Origin of the sequence: Paraburkholderia sp. BR10936, from assembly GCF_040965735.1 — a bacterium.
Taxonomy (GTDB): Bacteria; Pseudomonadota; Gammaproteobacteria; order Burkholderiales; family Burkholderiaceae; genus Paraburkholderia; species Paraburkholderia nodosa_A.
This window is the reverse complement of the sequence record NZ_JBFRCM010000014.1, coordinates 224276-242439: the sequence shown is the minus strand read 5'-3', so window position 1 is coordinate 242439 and position 18164 is coordinate 224276. Positions and strand designations below refer to the sequence as shown.

The following is an 18164-nucleotide window of genomic DNA, read 5'->3' as shown; positions in this document are numbered from 1 at the left end:
GGGCGCATTCGCGCCCAATTCATAATTCATATCAAGAGGTGAAGAATGAACGAGATCGGAAAGCGGTTCGGAGTCAGGGCAATCTTCACTGCGAGCGTGCTGGCATTTGCGAGCATGGCCGCGGCAGCGCAGGATCAGGATGGCGATCACAACCAGCAATACACGCACGTTTTGCTGATCAGTGTGGACGGGATGCACGAGGCCGACCTGGAAAACTACATCAAGACGCACCCGCAATCCACCTTCGCGAAGCTCGTCAAACACGGTGTCGAGTACACCCACGCTTCGACATCCCGGCCTTCCGACTCGTATCCCGGCCTCCTCGCATTCGCAACCGGCGGCAGCCCGCTGAGCCATGGTGTCTTCTATGACGACACCTACGATGCGACGCTGTATCCGCCGGGCAGCAATTGCACGGGCACGCCTGGCACGGAGGTCACCAATTTCGAAGCGCTCGACTGGGATCTCACCCAGCTCGACGGCGGTTCGCCGCCTGCGGGGGCCACGTACGACAAGCGCAATCCGCACATCAATCCCGCAAAACTTCCACTGCGCAAGACGGCCGGCGGCGCCTGCGTGCAGGTCTGGCCGCATCTGTACATGAAGAACGGGACGAACACGATCTTCGAGGTCATTCATCAGGCCGGCATGCGCACCGCGTGGTCGGACAAGCACCCGGCCTACGAGATCGTGAATGGGCCTTCGGGGCTGGGACTCGACGAACTCTACGCGCCCGAGATCAACTCGACCTCGCTGCAAGCCAATGGCTTCCCGAGCGCGCCCGCGACCGTCGACTGGACCGCCGACCCGATATATACCCGGGCTTATGACGGCTTCAAGGTCAAGGTCGTCTTGAACTGGATTCATGGGCTCGATCAGACCGGGACGAAGCAGGTGGGCGTACCCGCGATCTTCGGCATGAACTTTCAGGCGGTGAGCGTCGGGCAGAAGGTCACGTCCGCGATGGAAGGCACGACCACGACGCGTGGCGGCTATCTCGACGCAGCCGGCACGCCGACCGTGCCGCTCGAACAGTCGCTCGACTTCGTCGATGCCTCGCTGGGCCAGATGTACGATGCGCTCAAAGCGGGCCATCTTCTGCATTCGACGCTGTTCATCGTCGGCGGCAAACACGGCCAGTCGCCGATCGACCTCAAGAAGCTTCACATGCTGAGCGGTTCGAAGAACGCCTATGCCACCGCCGACGTGAGCGATGTCGCCACCGTGCTCGGCAATGGCGGCGTGCCGGTCGCCCAGGAGACGGCCGACGACGTGTCGCTCATCTGGCTCAAGAACCACGGCGATACCGCAAAAGCGGTATCACTCCTCGACGCTGACGAGGCGAGCGGCAATTCCACTCGCATCCAGACGCTCTACCACGACACGGCGCTGAAGGCGATCTGGGGTGACCCTGCCCAGGGCCGTGTGCCTGACCTCATCATTCAGCCGATACCTGGGACGATCTACAGCAAGAGCGCGGCGAAGCTGGCAGAGCACGGCGGAATGTATACGGACGATACGAACACGCTGCTGGTGGTTTCCAATCCGAAGTTGCAGAAGAACGTCGTCGATTCGCCGGTGACCAACATGCAGGTGGCGCCGACCATCCTGAAGGCGCTCGGTCTCGACCCGCACAAGCTCGTAGCCGTTCAGCGTGAAGGCACCCATGTCCTTCCGGGCCTCCAGACCACGGGAGACGACGACTCGGGCGATCAATCGGAGCAGTAGGAGCAAGCGCGCCGACGGTCCCTTTTGGGTTGGGACCTTCGGCGTCTTCAGTGCGCTTCTGGACTGCGATCAGAACGGGAACATGCCAGCCGCGCCCTCGTTGCCATTGCCCGCTGCCGCCTGCCTGGCGGGCTGGAACTGGAAGGCACCGAACAGGTCGCCGATTGCCGGCGCGTTCGTCGGCACGTACGGGCTCGCGGGCAGCTGGACCGGGTTGGGGAGATTGTCGCGACTGCGCGCCGTGATCGGTCCCAGCGACCAGTTGCGTTCGATGAATTTCACGAGCGACACGTGATCCGAATAGTCGTGAACGACACGGCCGCCGCGCGAGTACGGTGAAACGACGATGAGAGGAATGCGCGGGCCGTCCCCGAAGAAGTCCACGGGTTGAATGTACCCTGAGTCGTAATAGCCGCCACCTTCGTCCGTCGTGATGAAGATCGCAGTGGAGGCCCACAGCGCGGGGTTCGCCTGAACGGAATCGATGATCTTGTGCACGAACCCTTCGTAAAGACCGAACTTCGAAGAGGACGGATGCCCATCGAGCAGTCCGCCGGGTTTCACGAACGACACCGCGGGTAGCGTGCCGTTTGCGATGTCGGCATACAGGTTCGGCGTGTCCTGAAGATGCGCGGCCACCAGCGACGGATTGGTCATGATCGCCGTTTCATAGAGAAACGGATTGCAGATATTGCAGTAGACACTCGTTGACGGACGGGTGATGAACGTCTTCCAGCCTTCGCCGTAGTATTTCCACGAAATATTGTTCTCGAGGAGTGTATCGGCGATCGTGCGCACCGGCGAAGGTGGAATGGTGAACGTACTCGTGTTGACGGTGCCGTCACCGTTGTAGCCAGGGTTGTAGTTGTTCAGCAGATAGTACGTGCTGGGCGCGCAGTTGGCATTGGGGTGATACGGCAAGCTGTCGAGATATTTTCGTATCGCGCCGACGCCAGGCTGCTTCGGATCTGAGCAATTGCTATAGGTCCCGCCAGAGTAGCCGTCCTGCGCGTACCAGTTGTTGGTGCCTGGCTGCGGCCGCGGGTTTTCGATCTCGTTCTGGGGCGGCGTCGCAGGATTGCCTTTGCCGTCCGTGTAATAGAGCGCGTCGGCCGTTCCGATCATGATGCTGTTCGCGCCCGTGCCGCCCATCACCGGCTGGTGATAGTTGTCGCTGATCGTGTAATGACGCGCGAGATCCGTGAAATAGGGCATATCGCCGGTATTCACGTTATAGAACCCGAGCGCAGTCGCGCCTTCGTTGGTCGACTGGTCGGTGAAGTTGGCCGTCTGCGCTTTACCATTCGATCCGGCGCCTACCGACACTTCGACCCACGCAAACAGATCCATCTTGCAGCCGCTCGGATTATCGAGGGTCGCGTGCGCGATATTGCAATCCGACTGCTGCCAGTTCTGGTAGAACCGATGCACCGGACTGTTCATGTACTGGTCGTAGTTCGGACCCACCCGCGAAATCTGATAGGGGCCGCTCTGCAGGTTGTACAGGTTCGATCCAAAGCGCGCGTCAGGCACGTCGTTGGGGAGGCCCGTTGCGCCCGTCGTCAACTGAACGACATCGTTCGATTCGAGGGCATAGCCTTCGGCTGCCTGCGCAGCCGCCAGTGTCGCGAACGGCGGAGGATTCGCGTCGCTCGCTGCGGTCGGCGCCGAGCCGGTATTCGGCGCGGGCAGCGTCGCGTAAGGCTGTTTCGACACCGGGCTGGCGTCGAACTGCGAGGGATTCGTGGCCTTGGCCATGTATTGCTCGGCGACCTTGTAGTTGGGTCCGGGTCCCCCGTCAGCCCGGATGATGCCTCTCGACAGAAGATTCCATATGGTTTGGCCCGAGCGCGGCTGATAAGCGCCAAACACGTGATCGAACGTTCGGTTTTCGCCCACGATGATGATGACATGCTTGATCGGCGTTGCCGTGATCGAAGATGTATTCGCGGTGGACTGGCTATCGGCAGCAGAACAATAGAGTGCCGTCGCCGCTAGCGAAACTGCCGCAAGCAAGGCAGGAACAGCAGGCCGTTGGTGTCTGGATCTCGATGTCTGGCGCATGTGTCTCTCCATTGAAGCGTTGCACTTCTTTGCATGACGGTGGGGCGGCGATTGCGTCACTTCATTACGGCGTGTTACAGGCTGGAAAGCTAGACCTTCCACATGACGTTCCGAGGGCGGCAGTAAGTCGGTTCTGTGCAGGTCACGTGACCGTGCCTACGATTTACCTTCGCGGATCTTTCGATTGATGCAGGACTCGGGCTGCGCAAGATGACAGGAGTCCTGATGAGGTGGGTGCTGATGTGGGAGATGCGGAGAAATAAGGGACCCTCCCCATCTGCACGATGAGTTGCGAGAATGCGAGTTCTTAGTGAGTCAAGCCAGGCAAGAAATGCGCGCCCATCACCGAAACGTTCACGACTGCACGGGCGTAAAGCCGTCGGGACTCCAGTCCTCGCTGCCCACGCCGTGATGGACGTAGAAGAAGCCTTCCGGATCGTAGCGATTCTTTATCGCTTTCAGCCGCGCGTAGTTGACGCCCCAAAACGCTTCACGCCAATCGCTGCGAAAAAAATCGGTCTCCGAAATATAGGAGCCGCTTTCTGGCGATAGCGCCTTGAGAATGGCCGCGGCCTTGGCTATGTTCGCGGCGTTGCGATGTGCCTGCGCCATGTCAGGCGCGGGGATGGGCAGGCCCGGAAAGGGTGGCGGGCCGCCTGTGGCGACGATCATCAGGCCGAAGGCGTCGGCGACTTTTGGGTTGGTCGCACACTGGCGCGCCTGCTCGTTCACCTCCGGCGGCGCGCCCGCGAGTCCCTTGTTGAAATGCAACTCGACGGCCTGAAACTGGGCCGCCGCCACGAAGGCGTCGACCAGCCGGCCGCGTTGCGCCGGTTCGAGAAGGGCCGCGGGCAGCCATTGCGACTCGTAGCCGTGCAGGAAGGCGGAAGCCTGCTCGCCATCGCCTTGCCACCAGCCATGGTTGTGCGCAGCGCCCGCGCGTGGGTCGGGCACGAGTCCCGGGTTGGCTTCGACGTCCCACCAGCGGCGCGATGGACCGGCGCCGACGCGAGGTCCCTGGTTGAAGGTGAAATCTGCCGGCGAGGCGCGCACCCAATCGATGACAGGCGCCCAGGCTGACTTGACCTGATGGTCGTCGAGACCCTGGCACACCATCGCCACTTCGATCTCGTCGCTGTGAAAGACGAAGCGCTCGCCCCATGCAGGGTTGAACAGATGCTCCGCATAGTGATCGACCAGTCGCGCAGCGAGCCGCCGGTAAGCCTCAGGCGATGAAGTCTTGACCTTGAACCTGGCCCAGCCGAAGTTCTCGGGCAACTCATGGGTCTGCAGCGTGAGCTTCGTCACCACACCGAAACTGCCGCCGCCGCCCCCTTTGAGCGCCCAGAAAAGATCGGGCTGCTGGCATGCGTTGACCGTGCGGACAGCGCCGTCGGCGGTGACGATCTCCGCCTGGAGCAGACTCGCGGCCGCGAGTCCGTAGCGCTTCGAGTGGGACCCGAAACCGCCGCCGAGAACGAGGCCGGCAACGCCCACGGTCGTACATCCGCCGCCCTGAACGTAGCGTCCCGCGTGCGTCGTGACGGCGGTGTAGACGTCGATCCACATGCAGCCAGCCTCTACCGTCACGGCCTGCTGTGGCGGTGACTGGCAGCCGGCCGGCACGAACGCGTCATGGAGTGCGATGCGGTTCATCCCGCGCGTCCAGACCAACAGGGAATCGGGCGCGTTCGAGCCGCCAAGGTAGCTGTGACCGCCGCCTTTCACCACCAGGCGCAAGTTGTGTCGGCGCGCGAAATCGACGCCCGCGACGACGTCCGCGGTCGAGCGGGCTGCCACCGCGTAGGCGCTTGCGTGCGCCGTCCATGCATTGAGCCAGCCGGAGACCTGGGTGGCGCCGGGATCGTCGCCGAGCGCGAACGGATTGCGCGCTTCCTCGATTCTTGCCAGACATGCTGGTGCGTGGGGCGCTTGCGCGCAGGTCTGCCAGATCGTGGTGGGTTGCAGCAAATTTCCGCCGACTGCCTGGCTCAACGCCTCCCATTCCGGCGCTTTCGGCCACGCGGGGTCGCTGGGCCGGATGCGGCCCGCACGGGCCGCAGCGGGCTGCACGCCGGCGAAACTCGAGGTAGCGGTAAGGCACGGCAAAGCGACAACCCCCTTTAGCAGGCAGCGTCGTTTCATGACGTTTCTTCTCCTCGCGACGGGTGAAACGCTTAGTTTTCCAAATTATGACGCAGGGCTGCCACAACCCGCTGACGCGAGCGGCCGGCTTCGACGATCGCCTCGTCAATCCCGTCGAGAGCAAGCGCACTCGCGGATCGCACGGTCAGGATGGGTGTAGTTCACGGTATTGCCGAGCAACGTGGCGCACGGTGCGCGCCGTCCCGCCATCGGCGTAAAGCGGTTTATTTCGCACCGGGGTGCGAGTTTTTTTCATGATATCAGCAAAGCTGCGCGCCTCATGGGCGCGCAGCATATCGCGGGCCGCGGCGCTTTTTTGCGACCGGCTGTCGCCCTGGTGTGCCGTTACTGCTGGTCGGTCGGGGAAATCACACTCGGGGTCGCGAGCGAATTGTCGTTGAAAGCGCAAGCAGTTGAGGCCGGCACTGCCCCACGATCTAGGCGTCCTGGTTTGGGTCTTGCGCCGCGCTGCGTCCCGGCACGCGCCCGAGCACCCATTGCCCGAGCAACGCAAGTGGCAACACGCCCAGCAGCCGGTGCGCCGCCCACGCTGCGAGCGCGCCGTTCACGGCGATGGCCAGCGATGCCGCCGCCGCGGCCCCCACGCTGCCGCCGAGCGGCGCGAATGCGGCGAGGCCCACGAGCAGCACGGCGACCGAGTAGAGGTTGATTCGGTACAGGACGGAAGTGTGGGCGGTCATGCCCAGCAGTTCGGGCATGGCGGTAAAGCAGGCCGCGGCGATCTGGCCGAGCGCGAGCACGCGCAGCGCCGCCGCGCCGCCGCCGAAGCCAGGCCCGAACAGGCGCAGCAGGTGTTCGGGAAAGAGCAGCATGCACAGCGCGGCAGGCAACGCGAGGCACAGCACGAGGCCGGCCGCCTGGGCCGCGCTTTTGTCGAGCCCATGCCGGTCGTTGCGCGCGAAAAGGCTCGCGAACTTCGGCGCGGCCATGCCGGTCACGCCGCTGATCAGCAGGTTGATGACGAGCGCGAGACGCCACGCCAGCGCGAAGAGCCCGGTCTCGCGCGACGAGGCGACGATGCCGAGCACGATGGCAGGCGCCGAGGTGATCAGGAGCTTCGTGAATTCCAGCGTGAAAAGCGGCAAACCCGCCTTGAGCAAGCGCGGCGGTTCGGCTGGCGCTTGCGCGCCGCCGGGCACGCCGGCAAGAAAACGCCTGAGCAGAAACGCGCCGGTCAGCGCGGTGAGCGTGAAGCTGGCGGCGATCAGCATGAGCGTGCTCGCGACGCTCATGCCGTGCGTCAGTCCAAGCGGGATGGCGACGGCGCAGAAGATCGCCGGCCAGAGCCAGGAATAGATCATCTGGCTGCAGCCCACGCGTTGGAGTCCCGCAAGCGCCCCCGCCATGGCCGCGCCGAGATTTTGCGGGATGAAGGAGAGCGCGCCGAGCGCGAGCGGCCAGGCAAGCTCGGGCTTCTTCAGCACGTCGTACGCGAAGGCGAATGCGCCCGCGCCAAGCGCGATCGACATGGCCGTGGAGGCGAGCAGCACCAGCCACAGCGCGCGACGGATGGCCGGCCGCACGGCGCGCGCCTCGCCCGCCGCGAGGTCCATCGCGATCTGCCGCGTGAGCGCCTGATCGATGCCGAGGCGCCCGAACCCCGCGAGCGCCACCATCGTGCTGAACACGATATAGAAGTCGCCTGTCTGGACCACGCCCAGCATGGCGGCGATCAGCAGATGGAAACCGTAGCGGCTCGGCAGGTCGAGCAGACGCACGCCGAGGCTCACGAGCGAGCCCCGGATCATCGAGCCGCCGGTTTGGCTCGCGGGCATCTGCGCTTCGCCGGCTTCACTCATGCTGCGCCTGTGCGCCGCGCAGTATGAACAGCGTCACGCTCTGCGCGGGCAGGCTCGCGCGCAGCGTGCTGTCCTGGTAGTGCGCGTCGGGCATGCGGAACAGCTGGTTGTTTGCGAGCCGCCAGGTTTCGGCCACGCCGCTCGCCGCAAAATGATCGAGCGTGACGGCGGCATCGGCGGGGCGGTCCAGTTGCTTGTTGATGACCACGAGCGTCAACGCGTGGTCGCGCTCGCGCAAGGCGGCAAACGCGGAAACGGCGTCCGGATCGGGCGCGTTCGCGGCAATGCTGGTTGCGCCGAATGCCGCGCCGTTGCCGTCGTAGTTGCGGTAGAGCTTGAATGCCTTGTACACCGGCATCGAAGGATCGAGCGTGCCCCAGCGCGTTGCCATATCCAGCCCCTCGCGGCCGAAAATGCCGAGCACGTCGGCCTGGGCTGTCGCGCCGTTCATCAGCGTGTCGCCGCCCCAGTTGTATTCCGTAATGCCGATGGGCGTGCCCGGGTAGTAGTACGTATCGACCCAATGGCGCATCAGCGGGATCAGCGCGACGACGCTGTTGATCCACGTGGGGTCCTTGTAGTTCGGGTCCCACAGGTCGCGCGTGGAGCGGTTGCGCATGAGCGCGACGGCCTGCGAGCTCGTCACGCCCGTCTCGGCGTATTCGCCGCCCTGCGGGTAGAAGTGCAGGCTGAACACGTCGACCGGATGGCCCGCCGCTTTCCATTGCGCGAGCAGCCAGGGCACGTACGGCATGCCCTGGGTTTCGCCTGTGCGGTCGGGCGTGTGATCGAGGCCGTGGTCCGCGGCGTACTGCTGGTCGAAGCCGCTGTAGAAATAGCCCTGCCAGCCCCATTCTTCCGGCGCGACGATCTGCGCGTGCGGGTCCGCCGCCTTCACGGCGCGCGAATAGACGATCGCCTTGCTGGCGATTTCGCTCGCATGGGCGCCCGTGGGGTGCACATCGCGGTGAATGAGCTGCCAGAGGCTCGGCTCGTTGTCGAGCGCGTAGTAGCGCACGCCGCCGCCGCTCGCGCCGCCGAATTGCTTGACCAGATCCGCGACGCGCGCCTGTTCGTTTTGCGGGTCGTCGGGTATCGAGGCGTCGTTCGCGTCGTTGCCGGCAATCGGCTTGCCGCCGGCTGCCACGCCGTTGCCGGCGTCGGCGTGGCCGTTCACGTCGTGATTCGGCTGCGGGCCGTATTTGGCGATCGAGAAGCTCGCGAGCGTCTCGCGCGCGGGCCCGAGTTTCGCCACGCGGCCGAGCATCGGAATGGTCACGATGGGCGTGGCGCCCGCCGCCTGGGAGAGTGCGACGAAGCGCTCGCCGAACTGATCGTTGATATCGGCGGGATTGACGGCGAGGCTCTCGAAATACCAGTCCTTGCCCGCGTTGCGTGCGTCGAGGCGCCAGTTATAGGCCGAGGCGCTGTTGCCGCCCGAGCGGTTGATGGGCGCGCGCAGGTCCTGCAAAACCGCCGTCGTGCCGAAGTTGATGCCGTAAATCAGCGGGCTGATGGGGTGCCGGCCGGCGGCGGCATCCACCGAGATGGCCACCGGCAAGGGCGTGCCCGAAGTCGCGTCGGTGCAGGCCGCCGCGCCCGACATGAGCAGCGCGCCGACCACCAGCGCGTGCAGGTTGGGGCGCTCGATACGCTTGTTGCGCTTAAAGCGTGGCATGGTGAACCTGCAGACCGGCATGGTCGTCGTGATCGCCGTCCAGTTCGCCCACGCGCCAGACGTACGCGAAGATCGCGAGAATGACCGCGGTCTCGCCCGGCGTGAGGGTAGGCGGATAAAAGAATGAAATGAGCAGGACGTAGACGAGATAGTCGAACAGCGCGCCGAGAAAATCGTCGTCGACCTTCTTGCGCAGGCGCCGGTAGAACACGATGCCGCGCAGCTGGAAGAACAGGATGATGAGCGCGCCGATCAGGCCGTACTCGAACACGATACCGAGCCACGTGATGTCGGCGAGGAAGAAGAAGTGGTGAAAGTAGTCGATCAGGTTGTCCTTGCTGGTCGAACTGATCGTGCCCACACCGAAGAGCCAGCGCATCGGCTCGCTGCCGAGGAACTTCGTGGCGAGCATGATGGTGATGCGGCGCGTGTCGAAGCCCGTGCTCGCGTCGGTGCTGAAGGTCGTGGCGAGATAGCCCGCCGAGAACAGGGTGGCGAGTGCGACGGGCGCGGCGAGCAGCAGCAGAACGCGCGTGCGCATGCGCGACCAGGCGAAGGTGTTGATGACGAGCACGCCCATGATGCCGATGACCATGGCGCGCGTCTTGACGATCAGCAGCGTGACCGCGAACGCGACGACCACGCCCAGCAGATAGCCCGCATGCTTTTCGAAGAAGGCGCGCCGGTAGCAGAAGAACAGCAGGATGAGCGGGAAATACATCGACATGCGGATGCGATGGCCGCGGTTGTCGCTGCTGAAAAAGGGCGACTGGCCGATCACATACGACTCCTGGTACCAGTCCGAGGGCACCGCGGCCCAGAGCACGATCAGCACGGCGAGAATGACGACGCCGAGCACGAGGAAGCCGCGCTCCAGCTCGCCGAGCGTGGGCTTGAGCGTGAGGAGCAGCGCGAGAAACGAGAAGAAGTACAGCACGGGCAGTAGTTTCACCTGCGCCGTGATGCTCGTGAAAAAGCCCTCGTGGAAGTAGAACACGGCCGCAAAGCTCGGCACCAGCAACAGCCACGCGAAGCTGATGAGGATTTGCCGCGTCATGGGAAAACGCGGTTCGCCGCCCAGACGCAGCACGGCGGGCAGCGAAATGACCGGCAGCGCTTTCGAGAGCGCCCAGAGCGGCACGAGCGTGCTCAGGTAATGGAAGGTCTGGCCAAAGAGCGGCAGGAGCGCGAGCAGCCACCACGTGACCCGCCACCTGGCGGGCTCGCTCGAAAAGACGGGGGCAAGCCCGGTGGTCGTGGTGGCGGTTTCCATCGCGTGTGATTCGTTTGCGCGGCCGTGGAGAGCCGTCGGGCGGTCGAGGCTCGCAGAGCAGGCTTAGTACGTCGTGGGATTGTTCGAGATCGTGTAGTCGAAGCCCCGCTGGAACGGAATGACCTTGTCGATGTACTGATCGACCCACTGGTCGACTTCGGCGATCGAGGACTTCGGCACGAAGATCGTATCGGTGGCCTGCAGGATGACGTCCTGCGCCGGGTCGCCGCGATGCGTGAGCGCGTCGAGGTCGATCGTGCGCAGCATCGGGCGGCCATCGGGGCTGCGGCGAATCAGCACGACTTCGTTGGTGCGCGCCGTGTCGAGCAAGCCCTGCGCGGCGGCGATGGCCTGCAGCACGCTCATGCCCGTGTGCAGCGCGATTTCGCCGGGGCGCGCGACCTGGCCGGCCACATAGATTTTAGCGGCCGACTGCACGATGGCAACCGAAGCGTGCGCGTTCTTCGCCATGCCGTTGGCAGCAAGCGCCTTGTCGATGGCGTCGCCGAGCTGGGCGACCGTGAGCCCTGCCGCCGGGATCGTGCCCGCGAACGGCATGGTCAGGCCGCCGTCCGGCGCGACCGAACCGCGGAAGTTCAGCTCGGCATTGAAAGGCATGACGACCGAGAGGTCGTCGCCGGGTTCGATGCGATAGACGCCCGGCGAGGCTTGCGACCACGCGGCGAATTGCGCCCGCTGCTGGAATTGCGGCTCCACCCAGGTCTGGGTGCAGGCGGTAAGCGTTATCAGCCCGAGGACGCAGGCTGGTCGGAGTATGTTCATCGGGCGCGTGGGTGAAGCGGTGGCTTGCGGTTCCTGATCTCTTGTCAAGTAACGGCAGGAATTGCCGTTAATGAAGGGTGGAACTCGCACGATTTTTTCGCGGATGTCAGTTTAACGCGACATCCTGGATGTTTTCTTACGTATTATATGCGCCGTCGAATCTTCACTGCTGGCCTGGAACCGCACCTGTATGGTTATTACTACTAGAACAAGGCCTGAAAGGAAGGCGGCTGTTGTCGAACTGACGGTCCGGGACTATCTCAACACCTTTTTTTATTATCGCAAGGTTGCAACAGCGGTATTTCTTTCCGTTGTGGCGATCGGCGTGGCGGTTGCGCTTCTGGTGCCCATGCCTTACCGGGCGCAGTCGACTTTGCTCGTACTCCTTGCAGGATATTACGACCAGTCGAACAACCCGAATGGCGGCGCCGCGGTGCAGCCCGCCATTGGCCAGCTCGACGGCGTCGAAGCGCAGATCCTCAGCAGCCCGGAACTGCATCGCGACGTGGTGATCGCGAAACTGGGGCCGAACGCAAGCGAACAGGAAATCGACAGCCATTTGCAGGAATTCGAGCATCGGCTGCATATCGAGCAAAACGATCTCGCGAGCACCATCAACCTCACGTATTACGACGCCGATCCCAAGGAAGCAGCCGATGCGCTTTCGCGTCTGCTCGACACGTACTTCCGCCGGCGCGCGACGATTTTCACGTCCGGCCGCGTCGATTTCCTCACTGGTCAGCGCGACGAAGTCGCAAGGCAACTGAAAAAAGCCGATGCCGACCTGCTCGCGTTCCAGAAAACGCACGGCATCGTCAATATCGACGACCAGACCTCGCGCGCCGTGCTGCTCGAAAGCCAACTGGTTCAGCAAAAGCTCGAGAACGACACGTCGCTCGCGCAGCATCGCGGCGAACTGAAGTCGGAGCAGGCGTCCTCGAAGGGGGTCAAGGCCACGATCCCGATCTTCACCGACGACTCCGAGGCCGCCCATGCGCTCGACACGATGCAGCTTTCGCTGATGCAGCTCGAAGCGCGCCGCGCCGATTTCGCCTCGCGCTACATGGACAGCTCGCCGTTCGTGCAGCAGCTCGATCAGCAGATCGCCGACATGCACGCGAGCATCGCGCGACGCAAGGCGCAAATGGCCACGGCCACGCGCTACGGCCACAACGATTACTACGACGTGGTGCAAGGGCGGCTGGCCGCACTGAATGCGAGCATCGCGGGCGAAACCGCGCGCCAGCAGGCGCTCGAAGAGCAGATCAAGGACACGCGCGCGAAGCTGCGCAGCCTGAGCGACATCTCCAGCCAGATGCGCCAGCTGCAGGCAACGCGTGACATTCTGGCCGACAGCTTCAAGGACCGTTCGCGCCAGGTCGAGCTGGCGAAGATCCAGCAGGGGCAGGTGAGCCAGGTGAACAGCACGAACGTGCGCGTGATCCAGGCGCCGTTCCCGCCTTCGCAGCGCAGCGTGTCGGCCAGCCTCATCATTGCGGCGAGCGTGGCGGCGGGTCTGCTGATTTCGGCGCTCGTCGTGCTCGTCATGGCGAGCCTGCGCGAGACCTTCCTGAGTCCGGAGCAGGCCGAGCGCTCTCTGCTGCTGCCGGTGCTGAACGCGCCGGTGATGCTCGGCGGCGGCGCACGCCGGCCCGGCGCCGCGGGGGCGTCGGCCGACGCGGCCAAAGCGGCCAGCCGGCCCGCGCACATGGCGTATGGCCGCATGATCGCGGCCATCAACGCGAGCACGGACTCGCCCGCCAAGGTGGTCATGGCGCTCTCGTTCGGCAAGAACGATGGGCTGCTTTCGGTGATTCGCGGTCTCGCCGTCGAACTCGAGCATCGCACGACCAAGCCGGTCCTCATTCTCGACATGGCTTCCGGCGCCGACTCGCCGCTCTATGGCCCGCCGAACGCGCAGGGCCTGCTGACGTGGTCGGGACACGGCGGGCAAAGCCGTGCGGCGAGCGCGGCGCCCACGGAGATGGCGGCTTCGAGCGGCCTCGTGTTCGAAAGCGTCGAGCGGCACAACATCGTCGTCGCGCGGCCGGAGAGCGGCACGTTCCCGACTTCGTGGCAGCAGACCACGACCCTGTTCAATACGCTGCGCGAGGCGCACGACTACATCGTCGTGCATGCGCCGCCCGCGAGCCAGTCGTTCGCCGGCATCGAAAACGCGGCGCTGGCGGACGCCACGGTCATGGCGGTGCGCGCAGAGGTGTCGCGCAAGCCCGTGGTCCTCGGCCTGAAAACGCAGCTGCTCGACGCGGGCGGCAGGCTGATCGGCATTGCGCTGACGCATCGGCGCGGCTATATCCCGAACTTCATTTACCGATTCTTCTAACATTCGGGACCTGACTGCCATGCACCAGATCAGCGCGATCCTGCCGGTGAAGACGCGGGGACGGCATTACGCCGACAATATCGGCCGTTGCGACATCCTCTTCTCGTCGCTGCGTCACTTCACGACGCCCAGGACGTTTCACCGTTTCGTCATCGTCGTGCCGCACGACGAACTCGAAGAGGTCAAGGGCTACGCGAAAGCGTGGTCCGATTTCCCCATCAAAGTGGTCGACGAATCGCTGTACATGGGCATTTTTGCGGAGTTCTCGCAGCGTCATCAGATCCGCAACTGGCACCGGCAGCAGATCATCAAGCTGAATGCACCCGAATGGATCGAGACCGAGTATTTCCTCGTGCTCGACCCCGACTGCTTCGCCACGCATCGCTTCAGCGCGGATACGCTGATTCTCGACGGTCGGGCGCTCACGCATGTTCAGCCGCGCACGGTCGAGCCGTATTACTGGGAGGCTTCGGCGAAGCTGTTGAATCTCGATCCGCAACTCGCGCGCGACGGCATCTGGTGGACGCCGGCCATCCTGTCGCGCACGTTGTGTCTGAGCCTGCAACAGCGCCTGGCGGCATTGCACGGCACCGACTGGCGGCGCGTGCTGCTCGCCAATTACGCACTCGACTGGACCGAATACACGCTTTACTGGCTCAACGCGGAACACGAAGGGCTGCTGGAGCAGTACCACACGGGCCCGAAACCGGGCCAGCGCGCGCTGCACGCCGACGAAAGCGTCTGGTTTGCCGACAAGATGGAAGGCTGGAGCGAGGCCCGCCACCTTGCGCCGGAAAGCGACGGCATGTTCGCCGTGGTCCAGAGCAACACGCACATCTCGCCACAGCGCGTGGTGGAGAAGCTTGCGCCGTATTTCCCGATCACGCTGCAGCCTTACGAGCGCCATGTCGACCCTGCGCTCAAGGGCGCCGAGCTTTATTCGGCCATGGCGCGCCGCGGGCTCAAGCTGTTGAACAAGCTGCGCGGCTAAGCGATCGTTGCGCCTGCAACGAATAGGAAGCGACGCCGGGCGCTTCGTTCATCGCCCCGGCTGCAGGTGGCCCCAGCTCACGAGAATGGCCTGAATGCTGCGCGCGTAGGCATCGCGCTCGTGCGGCGACTCCGAGTGGTATGCGCCAATCGCGCGCCATGTGTTGCCGTATCGCACCATCTTTTGCTTGAGCAGCCAGGCGGCCACGAAAATATTCACGCACGGGTCCGTGAGGGCGCCGTGCGGAATGCCCTCGCGCGAAAGCTCCGAAAAGTGGATCGAGTTGATCTGCGCTTGGCCGACGTCGATCGAGCCGTTCGCATTGTGATTGATGGCCGCCGCGTCGCCTTTCGATTCACGCCACGCTACGGCGCGCAGCACGAGCGGATTCACGCCCTGGTAGGCGCCGGCCTTTTCGAAGCATTCGTCGGCAGGCGGCGCGGCATGCGCGAGCGTCGCGCCGAGCGCCGCGAGGCTCATGATCGCGACCCAGGCGCGCATGACTCGCGATCGTAGCTGGCGCAGGGCGTTGGTCTTCTGCTGCATGGGTCGAAGCTCCGGGTTGGGCGTCAATGCGCGACGTCACTGCGCGAAAGCGGAATCGAGTTTCTGCTCGATGTCCTTGAGATAGGCGCGCGAGGTGTCGGAGACAACGAGACGCGGCGTGGGCATGGCGCAGTGGCAATCGCGCTGACGCGTCTTCTTCTTGTTGTGCGACGACGAATGCGGCGCGGGAGCCTCGTCGTCGTCGCCGGTTGCGGGCGGCAGCATGGCGAGCGAGGGCAGCGGCGGATAGACCTTGTCGGCGGCAGGCATGGCGGCAGCCGCAACGACGGTGGCGGCGGGCGCGCTGGCGGCGGGTTGGCCCGCCCAGGCCGCGCTACCAAGGCCGAGTGCAGCGGCGAGAATGATCGGACGCATCGTGTCAGCTCCCAGCATGCATCGGTTCGATCGAGACGCTGTACGTCTGGTTCGCGCCAGCCGTCAGGTTTTCGAGCGTGGGTTTGGGCCCTCGTGCCGGCACGCCCCGCCAGATGGCCTGATTGATGTACTTGAAGTCCTCGCCCAGCGCCGTCACGCGGATCACGGTGGGCTGCTTTTGCGCGGCGGCGAGCGCGCCGGCCTTGGCGAGCACGGCGCTCAGTTGCGGGTCGTGCGCGCCTAGTGCATCGGCGGGAATGTCGAACTTCATGATGACGTTCGACTCGGCGGGTTTCCCGGTTTGCGCCGTAGTGGGCGGCTGCAGTTGCGCGCAGCCTGTCATAACCATTACGGTAAGTAAAAGCAAAACGCGCGTCACGTCCGGGTCTCCAAAAATTCGTGGCGATGTACGCGTTGTCGGCCTCGCGCGCGCGGACTTGATACCCGAGCGGCAAACGTTTGCCAAAAAGAAAGACTTCGCTCGCGCAATGCGGCTTCCCGGAAGGTTGCTCGCGCGCCATGGTGTGTTCGGGCAGGGAACTGCCTCCCCATCTGGCGGGAGGAATGCGCCGCGCGTGCGGCGAATAGGTATGAAGAATGATGAATGGCGGCGCGGCACCGGCCCGGGTGCCGCGCGCCGGCGCTCATTAATTGAGCTTGCCGAGAACCGCCGTGAACTCATCCTTGCTCAAGGCGCGCAGCGTTTGCGTGCGGATATTGCCGAGCGACCCGAGTGCGAGGCCGAACGCCATGAAGCTTTCCTCGTCGGGCGCTTCGATGACCGTGACGATGTCGTACTTCCCGAGCGTCCAGTAGATCTGCTTCATTTCACAGCCGAAAGTTTTGGCGAGTTCCGCTGCCTGACCGGCCCGTTGCGCGCTGTTCTTGACGGCGCGGATACCCTGGTCGGTGAACTGCGCAAGCACCACATAAGTCGACATGACGATTCCCCTTACGATGACATCGAAACGCGGATTACTGGCTTCCCTCGGCCGACCCTTCGGGCCGGATGTTCTGGTTATGGCGGAAAAGATTGTGCGGGTCGTATTTCGTCTTGACGGCGACGAGACGGCTCATGTTCGGACCATAGGCGGCCTCGACGCGCGAGCGTTCGTCGTCGGTGAGGAAGTTCACGTAGACGCTACCGAGCGCATAAGGCGCGGAAGCTTCGAAGAAGCCGCGCGCCCAGGCGACGCAGCGGGCGTCGTCGGCGGGATCGCTCCAGCGGCCGTGCACGTTCATGACGTAGAGCGCGTCGCGATTCGGGTAGGCCATCGCATCGGGCGCGACGCGCAGGGTCGCGCCGCCAATTTGCCCGAAGAATATTTCGCACTCCGGCGAGGGCAGCGCGGCGATGGCGTCGATCAGCGTGTCGATGAGGCCGTCGGGCAGCGCGTCGAGATTGTGCGATTTCCAGTAGTTGCGGGCGCCCGGCGTGAGCAGCGGATCGAACGCCTGCTGCCACGCGGCATAGGGCATCGGTCCGAGATGTTCGCCACACGGCGGTCCGAAGCGCCGCACGGCCTCCACCGCGTTCGGCCCGTTTTCCGGCGGCCCCGAATAGCAGATCGCGAAGACGATGACGGGCTTGCCGTGAACCTCGGGCGGCAGGAAAGGCAGCGGCGGCGCGAGACGCGACACGCTCCATACGGTCAGGTCTTCGGGCATCGCTTCGGCCGCTTCGCGGTAGTGTGTCAGCGCTTCTTTCGCGGCGTCGAACGGCAGCACGACCAGTCCGCCGTAGATCTCGGGACCGACGGGGTGTAGCGCGAACTCGAACATCGTCACCACGCCGAAGTTGCCGCCGCCACCGCGCAGCGCCCAGAAGAGGTCGGCGTTTTCTTCGGCGCTCGCGCGCAGCAGGTTGCCGTCGGCGGTCACGACGTCGGCGGCGACGAGGTTGTCGACCGACATGCCGAAGCGCCGGCTCAGCCAGCCGAAGCCGCCGCCCAGCGTGAGACCCGCGACGCCCGTCGTCGAATTGATGCCAAGCGGCGTAGCGAGGCCGAACGCCTGCGCTTCGTGGTCGAAATCGTGCAGCGTGGCGCCGGGCTCCACATACGCGCGGCGTGTGGCGGGCTCGACTCTGACCGACTTCATCAGCGAGAGATCGATCACGATGCCGCCGTCGCATAGCGCGCTGCCTGCGATATTGTGGCCGCCGCCGCGCACGGCGAGCGGTAGGCCGTTTTCACGCGCGAGCGCCACGGTCTGGCGCACGTCGGCGCAACCCCGGCAGCGCACGATGAGCGCGGGGCGGCGCTCGATCATCGCGTTCCAGATTTGCCGGGCTTCTTCGTAGGCCGCGTCGCCGGGTTGCAGGGCTTCGCCGCGCAGCGCGCTTTTCAATGTGGCGATGGATTCGCTCGACAGGCTGGACATGGCACACCTCTCAATTCAACGGATCGGACAAACGC

General features: G+C 64.4%; 14 protein-coding genes. 3 read left to right on the top strand and 11 right to left on the bottom strand.

Annotated elements, in window-relative coordinates; genetic code table 11:
• Positions 1-45: 45 nt before the first annotated feature.
• Entirely contained in the window at positions 46-1728 is a 1683-nt protein-coding gene (locus AB4Y36_RS27370) for an alkaline phosphatase family protein (RefSeq protein WP_368684652.1), read from the top strand.
• A 69-nt stretch (positions 1729-1797) separates the two neighbouring features.
• On the opposite strand, the gene AB4Y36_RS27365 is transcribed toward AB4Y36_RS27370, so the two are convergent.
• The 6 genes from AB4Y36_RS27365 to AB4Y36_RS27340 all read right to left on the bottom strand — a co-directional run bounded on the left by AB4Y36_RS27365 (position 1798) and on the right by AB4Y36_RS27340 (position 11491).
• Positions 1798-3792 (bottom strand): alkaline phosphatase family protein, encoded by a 1995-nt coding sequence (locus AB4Y36_RS27365; protein ID WP_368684651.1) that lies wholly within the window; start codon positions 3790-3792, stop codon positions 1798-1800.
• A 354-nt stretch (positions 3793-4146) separates the two neighbouring features.
• On the bottom strand, positions 4147-5937 hold the full coding sequence (locus AB4Y36_RS27360; protein WP_368684650.1) for an FAD-dependent oxidoreductase: 1791 nt from the start codon (positions 5935-5937) through the stop codon (positions 4147-4149).
• A gap of 437 nt (positions 5938-6374) precedes the next feature.
• Positions 6375-7757, bottom strand: coding sequence for a lipopolysaccharide biosynthesis protein (locus AB4Y36_RS27355; protein ID WP_368684649.1), 1383 nt, complete (start codon positions 7755-7757; stop codon positions 6375-6377).
• Positions 7750-9435 carry a glycoside hydrolase family 44 protein gene (locus tag AB4Y36_RS27350; protein WP_368684648.1) on the bottom strand — a complete coding sequence of 562 codons (1686 nt, stop codon included), beginning with the start codon at positions 9433-9435 and terminating at the stop codon, positions 7750-7752. Before AB4Y36_RS27350 ends, AB4Y36_RS27355 begins: the two co-directional genes overlap by 8 nt.
• Positions 9422-10708, bottom strand: a complete 1287-nt coding sequence (locus AB4Y36_RS27345) for a hypothetical protein (protein ID WP_368684647.1) — start codon at positions 10706-10708, stop codon at positions 9422-9424. The genes AB4Y36_RS27350 and AB4Y36_RS27345 overlap by 14 nt, the downstream gene beginning before the upstream one ends.
• Positions 10709-10771: 63 nt before the next feature.
• A complete protein-coding gene (locus tag AB4Y36_RS27340; protein ID WP_069263417.1) occupies positions 10772-11491 on the bottom strand; it encodes a polysaccharide biosynthesis/export family protein in 720 nt (239 codons plus the stop codon).
• A 325-nt stretch (positions 11492-11816) separates the two neighbouring features.
• Here AB4Y36_RS27340 and AB4Y36_RS27335 point away from each other — a divergent pair, with 325 nt between their 5' ends.
• Together AB4Y36_RS27335 and AB4Y36_RS27330 are read left to right on the top strand one after the other, a co-directional pair.
• On the top strand, positions 11817-13835 hold the full coding sequence (locus tag AB4Y36_RS27335; RefSeq protein ID WP_368684646.1) for a GumC family protein: 2019 nt from the start codon (positions 11817-11819) through the stop codon (positions 13833-13835).
• Between the two features lie 19 nt (positions 13836-13854).
• Complete coding sequence (locus AB4Y36_RS27330) at positions 13855-14826, top strand: DUF6492 family protein (protein WP_368684645.1); 972 nt, start codon at positions 13855-13857, stop codon at positions 14824-14826.
• Between the two features lie 48 nt (positions 14827-14874).
• On the opposite strand, the gene AB4Y36_RS27325 is transcribed toward AB4Y36_RS27330, so the two are convergent.
• The 5 genes from AB4Y36_RS27325 to AB4Y36_RS27305 all read right to left on the bottom strand — a co-directional run bounded on the left by AB4Y36_RS27325 (position 14875) and on the right by AB4Y36_RS27305 (position 18129).
• Entirely contained in the window at positions 14875-15327 is a 453-nt protein-coding gene (locus AB4Y36_RS27325; protein ID WP_069263579.1) for a lytic transglycosylase domain-containing protein, read from the bottom strand.
• Between the two features lie 81 nt (positions 15328-15408).
• Positions 15409-15747 carry a hypothetical protein gene (locus AB4Y36_RS27320; protein ID WP_368684644.1) on the bottom strand — a complete coding sequence of 113 codons (339 nt, stop codon included), beginning with the start codon at positions 15745-15747 and terminating at the stop codon, positions 15409-15411.
• Positions 15748-15751: 4 nt separating this feature from the next.
• On the bottom strand, positions 15752-16096 hold the full coding sequence (locus AB4Y36_RS27315) for a hypothetical protein (RefSeq protein ID WP_256094614.1): 345 nt from the start codon (positions 16094-16096) through the stop codon (positions 15752-15754).
• A 298-nt stretch (positions 16097-16394) separates the two neighbouring features.
• Positions 16395-16688: a GYD domain-containing protein gene (locus AB4Y36_RS27310; RefSeq protein ID WP_069263426.1), complete on the bottom strand. Its 294-nt coding sequence runs from the start codon at positions 16686-16688 to the stop codon at positions 16395-16397.
• A gap of 34 nt (positions 16689-16722) precedes the next feature.
• Positions 16723-18129, bottom strand: coding sequence for an FAD-binding oxidoreductase (locus AB4Y36_RS27305; RefSeq protein WP_368684643.1), 1407 nt, complete (start codon positions 18127-18129; stop codon positions 16723-16725).
• Positions 18130-18164: the final 35 nt, after the last annotated feature.

Coding starts and splice junctions, on each gene's coding strand:
- AB4Y36_RS27360 (WP_368684650.1), bottom strand. CDS start 5,937: ATGAAACGACGCTGCCTGCTAAAGGGGGTTGTCGCTTTGCCGTGCCTT.
- AB4Y36_RS27325 (WP_069263579.1), bottom strand. CDS start 15,327: ATGCGCGCCTGGGTCGCGATCATGAGCCTCGCGGCGCTCGGCGCGACG.
- AB4Y36_RS27330 (WP_368684645.1), top strand. CDS start 13,855: ATGCACCAGATCAGCGCGATCCTGCCGGTGAAGACGCGGGGACGGCAT.
- AB4Y36_RS27350 (WP_368684648.1), bottom strand. CDS start 9,435: ATGCCACGCTTTAAGCGCAACAAGCGTATCGAGCGCCCCAACCTGCAC.
- AB4Y36_RS27345 (WP_368684647.1), bottom strand. CDS start 10,708: ATGGAAACCGCCACCACGACCACCGGGCTTGCCCCCGTCTTTTCGAGC.
- AB4Y36_RS27355 (WP_368684649.1), bottom strand. CDS start 7,757: ATGAGTGAAGCCGGCGAAGCGCAGATGCCCGCGAGCCAAACCGGCGGC.
- AB4Y36_RS27340 (WP_069263417.1), bottom strand. CDS start 11,491: ATGAACATACTCCGACCAGCCTGCGTCCTCGGGCTGATAACGCTTACC.
- AB4Y36_RS27310 (WP_069263426.1), bottom strand. CDS start 16,688: ATGTCGACTTATGTGGTGCTTGCGCAGTTCACCGACCAGGGTATCCGC.
- AB4Y36_RS27365 (WP_368684651.1), bottom strand. CDS start 3,792: ATGCGCCAGACATCGAGATCCAGACACCAACGGCCTGCTGTTCCTGCC.
- AB4Y36_RS27370 (WP_368684652.1), top strand. CDS start 46: ATGAACGAGATCGGAAAGCGGTTCGGAGTCAGGGCAATCTTCACTGCG.
- AB4Y36_RS27320 (WP_368684644.1), bottom strand. CDS start 15,747: ATGCGTCCGATCATTCTCGCCGCTGCACTCGGCCTTGGTAGCGCGGCC.
- AB4Y36_RS27315 (WP_256094614.1), bottom strand. CDS start 16,096: ATGGTTATGACAGGCTGCGCGCAACTGCAGCCGCCCACTACGGCGCAA.
- AB4Y36_RS27305 (WP_368684643.1), bottom strand. CDS start 18,129: ATGTCCAGCCTGTCGAGCGAATCCATCGCCACATTGAAAAGCGCGCTG.